The sequence below is a fragment of the Mesobacillus sp. QJM3NY_10 genome (assembly GCF_056173465.1).
Genome location: NZ_CM149675.1, coordinates 1,208,789 through 1,222,217, shown reverse-complemented (window position 1 = coordinate 1,222,217; position 13,429 = coordinate 1,208,789). Strand labels below are relative to the sequence as shown.

Here is a 13,429-nt window from a genome sequence, read left to right as displayed (position 1 = left end):
GTCGTTGTTTTGTCCGAACATGGCATCACTTCAGACAAAACTCATGCTTGAGACGTTGTTTTGTCCGAACATGGCTTCACTTCAGACAAAACCTCATGCTGGAGACGTTGTTTTGTCCGAACTAGGCTTCACTTCAGACAAAATCTCATGCTTGAGACGTTGTTTTGTCCGAACCCGGCATCACTTCAGACAAAACCGACCGCTTGAGAAGATGTTTTGTCCGAACTAGGCATCACTTCAGACAAAACATCTTGCTTGAGACGTTGATTTGTCCGAACACGGTATCACTTCAGACAAAACCGCCTGCTTGAGCCGGTATTTTGTCCGAACATGGTATCACTTCGGACAAAAGCGACAGCTTGAAACATTGTTTTGTCCGAACCCGGCATCACTTCAGACAAAACCTCATGCTTGAGAAGATGTTTTGTCCGAACATGGCTTCACTTCAGACAAAACCCCCAGCTGGAGACATTGTTTTGTCAGGACACGGCTTCACTTCAGGCAAAACAACAAAAAAAACCGCAAGATATTCCGATATCTGCGGTAGTTCTTTGGAATAAGCACCGATGGTTCTTACTAGTTATGAATCTGTGATTCTATTGGTTCCTGCTTGCTGGCAGCTATCAGATCTCTTTCGCGAAGCAGTGATTCCATATACATATAGACGATTTGCTTGGTTTTATCATCCGCTTTTATGACATCAAGGTGCTGCATGCATTTCCGTATTGTCGGATGAATCGGCTTTTGAGATTGTAATTCCATACCGACCACTCCTATCCAAAATTTTAAACAGCTTTACAACAAGGTTCGCCAGTTTTTGAGGAATTTTGAGGGTATATGGAAATTTTTAGGTCGGTTAGTTCCATTTTAAAAATGGGTATTGAATAGTAAGACGTACTAATCTTGGAGGTTGATCTATATGGCAGTAATAAAAAATGTGGTTCTCGCTTATGATGATTCAGCAGGAAGCAAGAAAGCTCTGCAATTGGCAAAGGAGATCGCTAGAGATAAAGAAGGCGTAAAATTGTATGTTGGCCATGTATATGAGGAAAAAGTCAAAAGTGAGTTGGTTGAATCAACCGAGCGCCCCATTGAGCATCTGCCCATTAACAACTTTCCGGCTGATGTTATCCAGGTGCCTCCACTGGCTATGGAACAAGGTGCACTCGATAAATCAGAGCACTCAATCATTACCCACAGCTCTGAACAAGCCTTTAACAACGCAAAGGCCGAATTGGATGCTCTTAATATGGATACTGAATACTCCACTCTGGATGGAAGTCCAGCCGAGAGTATTTTAGAATTCGCCATGGATGTAGATGCTGATTTAATCATCATAGGCCAATCAGGAAATGAAGGTATCAAACGTAAAATTCTTGGCGGTGTTAGTCAAAAGGTAGCCAATAACGCTCATTGCCATGTACTCATTGCAAAATAAAAGCCAAAAACAGCCGGGTATATGCCACCCGGCTGTTTAATATTTTTCGTTATTTACTGCGATCCAGACTCGCTTATCCCTTCAGCGCTTCAGCTGCAATCTCCTCTAACCGCTCTCTTGTTTCGTTTTCTTCAAAACTGCTGAATATCCGAAAGTCGTCTTGATCAAGAATCCTGTAATGCTGGCTCAGAATATTTTGCTGCATGACAAATCCTCCATCTCTGGCTACTTCCCTCCACCAGACTTTACCGCCCAATGTTTTCTCTTTTCGATAATCTGTCCCTTCATGGGCAATGGTTTCAAGGACCTCTAGTGGTTCATTGCCGAACAAAAACTGGATTGTTTCTGTTTCCCTGAACAAGGCGCATATGGTCACAACTGTCGACCAGCCGGCTTGGACTCTGCCTTTTTCAATCTGGACAAGCGTCTTTTTGGAGATTCCGATGATATCAGCCATTTTATCCTGTGTATAACCAACTTCTGCTCGCAGCACCCTAACTTTTTCCGAGACCCTGCTAATGATTTCATCCCTCGTCATCCGCTTCATTCCTTTAAGTTCTTTAAGTGTAATTTTACACTATATTAATTTGAATTCAAAATACTTTTTACATTTATTTTATTATTTCAATCAGTAGCAAAGTTAGGCAGTTGATTTCCGTTCCATGCGTTTCGCATTTCATTACTTAAATCAGCAACTGAACACATCCGTTTGAAAAAGGAATGCAAGGATCTGCATTCCTTTTGTTTATTTTATGTGTTTTTCCTGGCTGACGCTGCAGTTGCTTGAACAAGAGCTTTGGATGGAACAGGCAGCGCATTTTCCTTCCTTCGATTTCTTGATGAATCGGTAGAAGGCCCAGCCGGCATATCCGAATATAGCACCGCCGATTAATATGTTTGCGATCATAGATCCTTCCTCCTTCCGGGCTTAGGTCAATCCTAACAACCTACCGCCCTGATAAATAACCAGAGACAAGACATATGCGATAACCAGGGCATAAGCGATTGAAAAAGCGGTCCAGCGTCTAGAAGCAGTTTCTTTATAAATGGTTGCGACCGTTGCGAGACATGGAATGTATAACAAGATGAATGCCATAAAACTGTATGCAGCAAGTGGTGTATAATGGGCAGCTAGCAAACCTTGCAGACTTGCTTCATCTGGAACAAAATAAATGATATTCATTGTTGAAATAATAGCTTCTTTTGCCAGAAACCCTGTGAAAAGGGATGCACTGGCCTGCCATGTGCCAAAGCCTATAGGGGCAAATAATGGAGCGAATATACCTCCAAGTAGAGCTAAATAGCTGTCATCCATGCTGACATTCACGCCTTCCGGACCAGCGTAGGCAAGCAGCCAGATCAGGACGGAGCCGGCAAAAATGAAGGTTCCCGCCTTCTTTACGAATCCCTTTCCCTTATCCCATGTGCTTCTCCAAAGGGCTCTTGCCTGTGGCAGCCTGTATGGCGGAAGCTCAATGACGAATACCGAAGTTTCACCCTTCAAAAGAGTCTTCGAGAATCCTTTGGCCAGAATAAGTGCAATCACTACTCCTAATATATACAAACTCAAGACGACAGCTGCTTTCTGTTCTACAAAAAATGCTCCGACAAACAAGGCGTATACAGGCAATCGGGCTGAACATGACATAAGAGGCGTCAACAGGATGGTCATCAGCCTTTCCTTTGGCGTCTCAATCGTCCTTGCTGCCATAATGCCTGGTACGTTACACCCGAATCCGATCATCATCGGAATGAACGCCTTTCCGTTCAGGCCGACTGATTCCATCAGGCGGTCCATTACTAGCGCGACACGGGCCATATAACCTGAATCCTCAAGCAAGGATATGAAAAAGAACAAAATGAAGATCTGCGGCACAAAGACGAGGACTCCCCCTACCCCGGCAACGATTCCATCAAGAATAAGATCTTTGATGAATGTTGAAGCACCTGCCGCAGCCAATGCTGCTGTAATCCCCGATGTTAATGGCCCGGACAAATATGAATCCAATGCGTCTGACAGCGGGAAGCCAAGCCAGTCAAAGGTAAGCATGAACATGATATACATAAGGACTAGAAAAATCGGGATTCCGAGAAATTTATTCGTTACGACCATGTCAACCTTCTCAGTCAGAGGAACCTTTTTATTATCCTGTTTTGTGGTAGCAGCAGATACTATTTTATCTATCGCTTCACTTCGCTTCCGGTGGATTACCTGGTCAAGCGCTTGTTTGCTGTCTGCATTTTGTTGTTGGTCAACAGTAACTGAGTTGATTAATTTTTCAATTTCATCAATCGGCAAAATTGTTGCCAAATAATTTTTTACATAAAGGTTGCCTTCAAACAGTTGAAGAGCAAGCCAGCGAACGGGGTGCTGTATCTTCCCAGTCAGCTTGTTCTCAAGCTCCAGGATTCCAGCTTCAATCGCTTTTCCATAATAAACGAGATTGTTCCTCCCTGTTCCGACAGCTCCAGCAGTCACCAGCTCTGCAAGCTCGTTACACCCCTTGCCTGTCCTGGCAACAACAGGGGCTACATTAACTCCCAGTGATTCAGACAGTTTGGCAATATCAATTTGTACCCCCCTGTTTTTCGCCACATCCAGCATGTTTAAGCCAATTATGACCGGTGCACCGTATTCCAATAGCTGCAATGTAAGGTGAAGATTGCGCCTTAACTGAGAAGCATCCAGGATATTCAGAAGCTTTTCAAATGGTTCATTCAGGAAGAAATTTGTAACGACACCCTCATCTTTAGAAAGGGGATTGAGAGTATAAACTCCGGGAAGGTCAATAAGCTGATCCTTTCCATTTTTAAAAAGGCCTACTTTCTTTTCGACCGTTACACCGCTCCAGTTGCCTACATATTCATAGGAACCTGTTAAGTTATTAAACAATGAAGTTTTTCCAGTGTTGGGGTTGCCTATGAGCGCAATATTCATCATACCCGCTCCACTTCAATCCTAAGTGCTTCTTTGCGGCGGATGCCGATGCATTGCCCGCATGATTCAACCATGACAGGGCCTCCAAAAGGCAGGATACATTTTACGCACACTTCAGAGCCTTCCGCTATTCCCAAATCAAGCAATCTTCTTCTGACAAATTTATCTGCACTAGAAATATTCATGATCCGGCCTTTTTCACCAGTCTTTAATTTTCCCAGCATAGCCATCACCTTTTTCAAATTTTTGTTAGTTTTTAAGAGGATTTATGTTGATCTTCACTTTTTACACCTGTTTTTTCTAAATGAGAATGATTATCTTTATTTAACCAGTTTAGCTCGACTTCCACTGTGACTTATGTCACTATACCTCAGCTGCACACGTGGATTTTATGCAAACTCCATATAATTGACAATATTTTCACCAGTAATCACTTCATCCATATTATATACCCATTAGGGTATTAAAAGAATATAAAAATAGGAGAGCTGTTTCAGCTCTCCTTCACATCATATTTTATTGCTAACTTGTGTGGATTGGACCATTCTTGACGGTGCGTAGCTGATGACAAGAATGACGATTATCGCACTTAAAATCATGCTTGGGAGCATGTAGGTGCCATTATATAGAAAAGAATATAAGGCAACAGGCTGACCTGGAGGCGCATAGCTTCCGAAGAATACCCAGCCTGAAATAAAATGGGTAATGAATCGCAGGGCACTGCCGATAAAAGTTCCGGCAATGACAAAGGCAATCCATTTTATCCTGTTGCCTTTCTGCATGCTTTCTTTTACCTGAGCTGCAAATAATCCGGCCGTTCCCACCAAAGCAAACGCAACAAGATAATCAAGAATTCCTTGTATCGGATGGTAGATTTGCGACATTCCGAGTATGGCCTGCAGTAGCCCAAACAGGAAGCCCGTAAGGATTCCGCCCTTTACTCCCCAACGAAATGCCATCAGGAATACAGGTACCATCGCGATCGATACTGAACCGCCCTGGGGCCAGATTCTTGAAAATAAAAATCCTGAAAATAAATCAAGCAAATAAGCCAGTGCGGAAAATACGGCAATTTCCACTAAAAAGAGAGTCTGTTTTTGTTTCATCTTTTGTTCCTCCTTCTTTTTAGAATGAGGTCCGTTTCTGACACGCCTTTTCTGCTTCAGAAACAAAAAAAGCAATCGTGGGGATCGATATAGGATTCCCAAGATTGCTTTCCTATCGCATCCACATTCCTTCGCTAGCATTAACTAACAGGTTCAAAGGGTAAGAACTCGGCCGCTCACTCTCAGCTGCTTTACGCAGCTCCCCTTGTGGTTATTATTTAATTTCTACACTATGAATATACTACGTCTACTATTCAATAACAAGTATAACCTTTCTGTAATCTCTGGTCGATCCAATAAATGTCGATGACTCAATAGACAAAACTCTCTCATTGTTGCTAAAAAAATCGGTCTTTTGTCACGATTTTAGCTATTCGACGCAATTCAGCGGATGTTCTCAATATTCGACAAAGGGATTTCATGATTTTTCTCGAATCTTTAATACCGATATGAAAAACTGGGGGACTTAATGAAATGCTGCCAATTACGGATAACCGATTGCTTAGCTTCCTGACTAGTGAAAAGGAAAAACTCATTGCCGACTGGACGGATAATATAATCGTTTCAGAAGATGATCCATATAAAGAGAAAATCAGTAAGAACGCTGAGAGAATGTATGTAATCATTCTTTCGGTATTTTCCAAGACAAGTGAAGAATTGGAAGAACACATCCAAAAGCTTGCTTTTATGGTAGGAGAAGAACGAGTTCGCGCTGACATTAACATTGGAGATTTTGTCTATAATGTCAACTCGGGACGATCAGTTCTATACAAGCACCTTCACAAAATGAATATGGAATGGGAGGAAATGCAGGAGGCGATCAATCGGATCAATTATTGTTTTGATACCTTCTTGTATTACGCTGTATCCTATTACAATGAACAGAAAAACAAGGTCATCGAAGAGAAGAATCAGTTCATCGATTCAACACATAAGGACAGACTGACATTGCTTGGCCAAATGACATCAAGCTTCATCCATGAATTCCGCAACCCGTTAACTTCCATCCAGGGCTTCATTCAGCTATTAAAATCCGAACATGAAGATATGAAGTATCTCGATATCATCTCCAGCGAGCTGGAGCAATTGAATTTCCGGATTTCGCAATTCCTACTTTTATCAAAAAAAGAGCTGATTGGTAAAGAGAAGACCCTTTTCTCATTGAATAGAATGATTGAGGAAGTATTGAATTTCCTATATCCCAGCATCCTTGACACAAAGGTCCGGATTATCAAGGAAGTGGCAGACGATATGGAATTGTACGGCTATGCTGATGAAATCAGGCAGGTCCTCATCAATATCATCTTTAATGCCATTGATGTATTGAGCCAGTACCGTGACGATCCACAGATTGAAATAAAAGGATTTTTCGTGAATGATACCCATATCAAAATTGAGATTTCAAATAATGGGCCAATCATTCCAGACCAGTTACTAAAAACCATTTTCGAACCATTCGTCACAACCAAAACACTTGGAACCGGACTCGGTTTGTTCGTCTGCCGGGAAATCATCGAAAAGCATAAAGGAATTCTCGCCTGTTCATCGGAACCGGACAAGACGTCCTTCATCATGCTGCTGCCTTTGACAAGAGTAGAAAACTAGCAATATTAAAACTTGGCTTTAGCAGACCCTGTTGATCACAAAGAGACCCCGCCGTAAATGGCAGGGTCTCTTCTCCTTTATTCAGAGTATTCAAGTGAGCGGTTGTCCGCCACATTTTTCACTTTGCTTTTCTCCGGTCGTAATGCATGCTTTTTCTCAGATTCAGAGACAATGACCGCGCAAGCTGCATCGCCAGTAATATTGACAGCGGTACGAGCCATATCCAGCAAACGGTCGATGCCCAGTATCATTCCAATCCCTTCAACAGGCAGACCTACAGATTGGAGTACCATCGCCAGCATGATCAAACCAACGCCTGGAACACCTGCAGTTCCAATACTCGCAAGCACCGCAGTCAGGACAACCGTAAGAAGCTCGACCATTGTGAGATCGACACCGTACACCTGTGCAATGAAGACAGTAGCCACCCCCTGCATAATTGCCGTTCCGTCCATATTGATCGTTGCTCCAAGAGGCTGAACAAAGCTACTGACAGATTCAGGGACACGAAGGTTCTTCTGTGCTGTTTCCATTGATACCGGAAGTGTAGCATTACTGCTCGATGTACTGAAGGCTACCCCCATCGCCGGGGAGAATTGCTTAAAGAACCAGAATGGGTTTTTCTTTCCAAGGAAATATACCCCTGACCCATAAGTAATGAACGCATGGACAACTAGAGCCAGAACAACGACAATCATGTATATTCCCATCGCCTTGATGGCGTCGATTCCCTGGCTTCCGATCGCCGTTGCGATTAAACCAAAAGTTCCGTACGGAGCAAACTTCATGACAAGGCCTACCAGATACATCATGATCTCATTTCCTTGTTCAATCAGATTCAAAATTCCTCTTGTTTTGTTACCAAGTGCTGTTAAAGCAATACCAATGAATAGCGCAAACACGATAATTTGCAGCATATTGCCAGTTGTCAGTGCTTCAAACGGGTTCGCCGGAATAAGATTTAAAAAGGTTTCGCTTACTGGCGGAGCTTCTTCAGCTTTGAATTCTGCTCCACTCGTATCAAACTGGCCCATCAAGCCAGGCTTGATTAAATAGGCCAGCGCAAGACCAATTGAAATAGCTATAGCTGTTGTCGTTAAAAAGAAGCTTACCGTCTTAAAACCAATCCTGCCGAGTTTCTTAGGGTCGCCTAATCCTGCAGTTCCTAGAATAATCGAAAACAGGACAATTGGTACGACGAGCATACTGATTAAATTGATGAATATCTTACCTAGAGGCGTAAATAAGAATTTATCTAAAACAGTGAACAATTCGGGTGAAAAAATGTTGAGGATCAGCCCGGTCATAGCGCCAAGTCCAAGGCCAATCAAGATCTTAGTCGTTAATTTCATAGTCTTCCTCCCAAAAAAAGTATAAAGATTGTATTCGTAAAGATTGTTGTTAAAATCCTAAAGCCGATTTTAACGTGATAAAAAGCTATTTTGTACGTCGGTATTAAGTGTGCAAGCTCTTTTCTCATGATAAGAGTCAACTTTGCGAAGGAAAATGGGTCATTCAATCCTATTTTGTAGTCAATAGCAACAAAGTTTGAGAAAAGAGCCTATATAAAAAAACAATGTAAAGCTTTATTCCCTCTTTTGGACGAATAAAACCACAGATAGCTAATTGGTCAACTCTACCATCAGAATAAAGTTTAAGGAGGTATCTATGTTAACTTTAAAAGTTGATTCTGAACTTGAACTTCGAATTTTTGAGCCGCATGAAGCTGGGGAGTTGTTCTGGCTTGTGGATTCCAATCGCCGCTATTTGCGGGAATGGCTGCCCTGGATTGATGGTATTCAATCTCCGGGACAATTTTACTCGGTCATTCAAATGTGGCAGAAAAATTTCCAGGAAGGAAGCAGCAGTCATTTTGGGATCCGATACAGGGGAGTCCTTGCAGGCAGCATCAGCCTCCATGCTATTGACTGGAACAACTCGCAGGCAAGCATCGGCTACTACCTGTCGGAAAAACTGCAAGGGAGGGGCATTATAATCAGAACGGTGAAAGCAGTAATAAACCATGCTTTTTTTGAGTTAGGACTTAACCGCATTGAAATCCGATGCGGCAAGGACAACGATAAAAGCAAGGCTATTCCCAAGAAGCTTGGATTTTACAAGGAGGGCATCCTCCGTGATGGGGAATTTCTAAATGGAAACTTCCATGATTTGATTGTATATGGGCTTCTTTCAAGAGAATGGCAAAGAAGACATACGCTTGTTCCTTAGTCACCAGGCGCTAATCAATGGATTGGCAGCTTGATGGTGAATGTCGTTCCCTCTGAACTTGATTCCACTTTAATTTTGCCATCATGTTCCTCAATGATTTTATAGCAAATCATCAAACCCAGGCCATTCCCATTCGCCTTTGTCGTAAAAAACGGCTTGCCAATCTTGTCCAAATCCTCAGGAGGAATTCCTGTACCAGTGTCAGCAATTGCAATAATCAGCTCGTCGTCTGATTTAGAGATCGAAACCGTTATTTCACCTGGCAATTCCATCGCATCAATCGCATTCATCAGCATATTGATCAATACCTGTTTGATCTTATTCCCATCGCAAAGAAACATTCCGTCTCCCAATGTGGATTCTTTTGTTATTTCCACGCACTTCTTTGCTGCCTCAGCCATCAGCAGAGTAATTGCATGGTCAACCAAATCATTCATATCAAATGACTTAAAGTCGGACTTATGCGGCTTTGCCATAAGCATCAGTTCTTTTGATACTGCCTCCATCCGCTTTATTTCCTCTTCCATGATCGCTAAATAGTTGTGATTCAATTCTTCTCCGGCCTTCATAAGCTGGATAAACCCTTTCAGGCTTGTCAAAGGGTTTTTGATCTCGTGCGCAATACCTGCAGCAAGCTGGCCAACAACATTCAACTTCTCATACTCAAGAATAAAATGCTCTGCTTTGATTTTTGCGGAAATATCACTTGTAACTGAAAAAAGTTCAAATGGTTCATCTGTTTCCGGATGCCGTACCACTGAGATTTGTGAACTCACCCAGATATACACTCCGTCTTTTCGCTTAATACGATAGGTAAGAATGGACACTTCCACCCCATCAGGCATGGCAGTATTCAAAATCCTTTTATAATCTTCTGCATGTACAAATAAAGTGTACAGTTTTCCGATTAATTCAGCTTGCTCATACCCGAGCATAGCCTGAACAGATGGCGAAACATATTTAATGAGACCATCAGGAGTTCTTTTGCAAATAAAATCCATGGATGGTTCTACCCAAATATTATCATTCGTCTTTTCGACTTTTTGCAGCTTTCTTTCCAAACTGGATAATAGAGTACTCATAGCCAGCCTCCCTTTTGTAAAATTTTACTGAATATTTAAATTAATATCAAACTCTAACTGTCAAATAAACCACAAAAAGGGTTTTATTTACATTGGGAAATTTTTCTGAAGTTTAGGAAAAGCACTAATTTGTTAAAAACTGAATTTTCCAATATAATTACACATAAACTTCATACTTTATGTGTCCGTTTCATACATTGATATCAAAACGTATTAATGTTCCCCTCAATTATTCTCTATATGGTATAATAAAATTTAAATGATAAAGCTGAGGTGGTATGATGGGGCAATCTATCGTATCAAGAATTTAACAGCTGCAAAAGCGGAAGGAACAGCATAACAGGATGTTGGCCCTGGCTGGACCAGCCGCTCGGAACGGGCCGTTATAATTTCTTGATGAATTTAATTATTTATATTGAAGCCTGCAAATCCAGGCTTAATTTTGAGTTTACTGGGAGGTGACTCCTTACCCGCACACCAGCGGGCTAAGGGAACTTATTTGGACATATTTAACTTGGTTTGGATAGCCATTTTAATTGCTTTAACGGCATTTTTCGTCGTTTCAGAATTTGCGATAGTTAAAGTGAGGAGTTCCAGAATCGACCAATTAATAGAGGAAGGCAGCAAAAAAGCTGTGCTCGCAAAAAGAGTCATTTCCAATCTGGATGAGTACCTTTCTGCTTGCCAGCTGGGGATTACGGTCACTGCTCTTGGTATTGGCTGGCTTGGAGAGCCGGCGATTGCCGATCTGCTAAAACCGTTATTCACCAGCCTGGATATTCCGGAATCCTTCGGACATGTCTTGTCAGTTGGAATTGCGTTCATGACCATCACATTCCTGCATGTCGTAGTCGGGGAATTGGCCCCTAAGACATTGGCGATCCAAAAAGCAGAGTGGGTGTCGCTGAATACAGCTGGTCCACTGATCCTTTTTTACAAGATCATGTATCCATTCATCTGGCTGTTGAACGGATCTGCCCGTCTTGCTGTTGGTCTTGTCGGCCTTAAACCTGCCTCTGAACAGGAATTGGCCCATTCTGAGGAAGAACTTCGCATTATCCTGTCTGAGAGCTTTAAAAGTGGTGAAATCAACCAGTCAGAGTTTAAGTATGTAAATAAAATTTTCGAATTTGACAACCGGATCGCCAAAGAAATCATGGTGCCCCGCACGGAAATTATTACGTTGTCAAAAGAGGATTCACTGGAGAGTTTTCTCCAGATTGTGAAGGAAGAGAAATTCACACGATACCCTGTCATTGACGGAGACAAGGACCATATTGTCGGATTAGTCAATATAAAAGAAGTAATGACTGATTTCATCAATGAACAAGGACGGAGCAAAAAAGCGATAGATTCATATATTCGCCCAATCATCCGAGTCATCGACAGCATTCCAATTCATGACTTGCTGGTAAAAATGCAAAAAGAACGCATTCACATGGCAATCTTGATGGACGAATATGGTGGAACTTCCGGGCTTGTGACAGTAGAAGATATCCTTGAAGAAATTGTAGGTGAAATTCGTGACGAGTTCGATATGGATGAAGTGCCGATGATACGCAAAATCCAAGAAAGCCATTACATCATCGATGCCAAACTGCTTGTCAGTGAGGTGAATGAACTTCTGGCACTTGATATCAACGATGAAGATGTCGATACAATCGGCGGCTGGATGCTTACCGAAAATTACGAAGTCAAGCAAGGCGACGTTGTCAGCTTCGGATCTTACCTTTTCAAAATCACCGAAATGGAAGAGCATCACATTAAATATATCGAAGTAATGAAACAACCTGAAATCGAAAAGACAGCAGATAGTTTTTTTATGAATAAGACAGAAGTTGTTTCATAACGATCAACTGTTACTTCGAATAAACAAAACCCAGGCAGGTCCTCCCTGCCTGGGTTTTGTTTTACACTTTCCAGGTTTGTACGTCATCTGCTTCGATGATTCCCAGAATAACATCATCTACGTCCGGATCCTTTAAGACATTGTCCCTGACCCTGAACTTGATATCATCTGCATCAGCCAGTGTCAGCCCTTTGCGGAGTTCCAGATAGCTTTCGACATGGTACTGCCTGCCCTCCTGAACAATCCTTAATGTATTGATATCAATGACATCTGGATCTGACAGGATGAGATTAGCTATACGGTCCTCAACTACTTTAGGTGCTGAAACACCAATGAGACCTACCGTGTTCTCATACCCAATCTTCAAAGCAATCCCGATCAGCAGGATGCCAATCAGCAAGGTTCCAATTCCATCAAGCAAATAAAATCCTGTTACATGGGCAAGGACAATTGAACCCAATGCTAGGAGCGCTCCAAATGTCGCAATTAAATCTTCATAGAAAACCAGTCTTGTCGGCGGAGCTGCAAGGCTAACATTCTTAAATGCATTTGCGACTATACCAAAGCCCTTTGCATCGCTTCTTGTTTCATGGGCAATCTCTTTCATGGCCTTAACCAGAATTCCTCCATCAACAAGTACCGCAATTACCATGATAATGACATTAAGCCACAAATTGGATGAAGCTTTCGGATGCTGGACCAGCTCCCACCCTTTGATGACTGTTTCGTATGCCATGATCGAAATGATGATGACCGCCACGAGCACGAACAGGTTTACAACCCTTCCAAATCCAGTCGGGAAGCGTTTGGTTGCTTCTTTTTCCGAAATAGCACTGCCGATGAAAACAAAAAACTGATTCAATGCATCCGCAACCGAATGAAGTGTTGTCGCGAGCATCGTACCGCTTCCGCTGATACCAGCAGCTACCCCTTTGATGATTGCAAGGAAGGTATTCCCTAGCGCTGCAATCCCTGAAGATTTATTTCCTCTTTTTAAAAAATCAATCATTGATGACATTTCTCCACCCGCTTTGCTATTTTCTTCTATCGGTTATATGTCCTTTACATTTTTCACATTTCTGTCTTCTTTAAACATCTATTTGAATTTAGCTGGTATTAATTAGAGTAAGGCATAGCTAAAAAAGCCCATTAGGAATATCTCCTGATGGGCTCATTACTAAA

Annotated in this window: 13 protein-coding genes and 1 riboswitch; of the genes, 4 read left to right on the top strand and 9 right to left on the bottom strand. The window is 42.1% G+C overall.

The annotated features are described in order from the left end of the window. Positions 1-576: 576 nt before the first annotated feature. Positions 577-762 (bottom strand): hypothetical protein, encoded by a 186-nt coding sequence (locus AC0VX7_RS06155; protein WP_475427115.1) that lies wholly within the window; start codon positions 760-762, stop codon positions 577-579. A gap of 157 nt (positions 763-919) precedes the next feature. On the opposite strand from AC0VX7_RS06155, the gene AC0VX7_RS06150 reads away from it, so the two are divergent. Then, a complete protein-coding gene (locus tag AC0VX7_RS06150) occupies positions 920-1,438 on the top strand; it encodes a universal stress protein (protein ID WP_475427114.1) in 519 nt (172 codons plus the stop codon). 73 nt (positions 1,439-1,511) lie between these two features. On the opposite strand, the gene AC0VX7_RS06145 is transcribed toward AC0VX7_RS06150, so the two are convergent. The 5 genes from AC0VX7_RS06145 to thiT form a co-directional block, all read right to left on the bottom strand. Beyond that, positions 1,512-1,976 carry a helix-turn-helix transcriptional regulator gene (locus AC0VX7_RS06145; RefSeq protein WP_215035396.1) on the bottom strand — a complete coding sequence of 155 codons (465 nt, stop codon included), beginning with the start codon at positions 1,974-1,976 and terminating at the stop codon, positions 1,512-1,514. A 207-nt stretch (positions 1,977-2,183) separates the two neighbouring features. Beyond that, entirely contained in the window at positions 2,184-2,345 is a 162-nt protein-coding gene (locus tag AC0VX7_RS06140; RefSeq protein WP_215035398.1) for a FeoB-associated Cys-rich membrane protein, read from the bottom strand. Between the two features lie 21 nt (positions 2,346-2,366). Continuing rightward, positions 2,367-4,376, bottom strand: coding sequence for a ferrous iron transport protein B (gene feoB / locus AC0VX7_RS06135; protein WP_475428091.1), 2,010 nt, complete (start codon positions 4,374-4,376; stop codon positions 2,367-2,369). Further along, positions 4,376-4,600: a FeoA family protein gene (locus tag AC0VX7_RS06130; RefSeq protein WP_213365637.1), complete on the bottom strand. Its 225-nt coding sequence runs from the start codon at positions 4,598-4,600 to the stop codon at positions 4,376-4,378. The genes feoB and AC0VX7_RS06130 overlap by 1 nt, the downstream gene beginning before the upstream one ends. A 285-nt stretch (positions 4,601-4,885) precedes the next feature. Continuing rightward, complete coding sequence (gene thiT / locus AC0VX7_RS06125) at positions 4,886-5,482, bottom strand: energy-coupled thiamine transporter ThiT (protein WP_475427113.1); 597 nt, start codon at positions 5,480-5,482, stop codon at positions 4,886-4,888. A 109-nt stretch (positions 5,483-5,591) separates the two neighbouring features. Continuing rightward, a riboswitch (TPP riboswitch) is annotated at positions 5,592-5,698 on the bottom strand. Between the two features lie 258 nt (positions 5,699-5,956). Here thiT and AC0VX7_RS06120 point away from each other — a divergent pair. After that, entirely contained in the window at positions 5,957-7,087 is a 1,131-nt protein-coding gene (locus AC0VX7_RS06120) for a histidine kinase N-terminal domain-containing protein (protein ID WP_475427112.1), read from the top strand. Positions 7,088-7,164: 77 nt separating this feature from the next. Here the strand turns inward: AC0VX7_RS06120 and AC0VX7_RS06115 are convergent, their stop codons facing one another. Further along, positions 7,165-8,439, bottom strand: a complete 1,275-nt coding sequence (locus AC0VX7_RS06115; protein WP_475427111.1) for a dicarboxylate/amino acid:cation symporter — start codon at positions 8,437-8,439, stop codon at positions 7,165-7,167. 316 nt (positions 8,440-8,755) lie between these two features. Here AC0VX7_RS06115 and AC0VX7_RS06110 point away from each other — a divergent pair, with 316 nt between their 5' ends. Next, on the top strand, positions 8,756-9,316 hold the full coding sequence (locus tag AC0VX7_RS06110; protein WP_475427110.1) for a GNAT family N-acetyltransferase: 561 nt from the start codon (positions 8,756-8,758) through the stop codon (positions 9,314-9,316). A 14-nt stretch (positions 9,317-9,330) separates the two neighbouring features. Here AC0VX7_RS06110 and AC0VX7_RS06105 read toward each other — a convergent pair whose 3' ends face one another. After that, positions 9,331-10,398 (bottom strand): ATP-binding protein, encoded by a 1,068-nt coding sequence (locus tag AC0VX7_RS06105; RefSeq protein WP_475427109.1) that lies wholly within the window; start codon positions 10,396-10,398, stop codon positions 9,331-9,333. Between the two features lie 499 nt (positions 10,399-10,897). Here AC0VX7_RS06105 and AC0VX7_RS06100 point away from each other — a divergent pair, with 499 nt between their 5' ends. Continuing rightward, positions 10,898-12,247, top strand: coding sequence for a hemolysin family protein (locus AC0VX7_RS06100; RefSeq protein WP_475427108.1), 1,350 nt, complete (start codon positions 10,898-10,900; stop codon positions 12,245-12,247). Between the two features lie 61 nt (positions 12,248-12,308). Here the strand turns inward: AC0VX7_RS06100 and AC0VX7_RS06095 are convergent, their stop codons facing one another. Beyond that, entirely contained in the window at positions 12,309-13,265 is a 957-nt protein-coding gene (locus AC0VX7_RS06095) for a cation diffusion facilitator family transporter (RefSeq protein ID WP_475427107.1), read from the bottom strand. Positions 13,266-13,429: the final 164 nt, after the last annotated feature.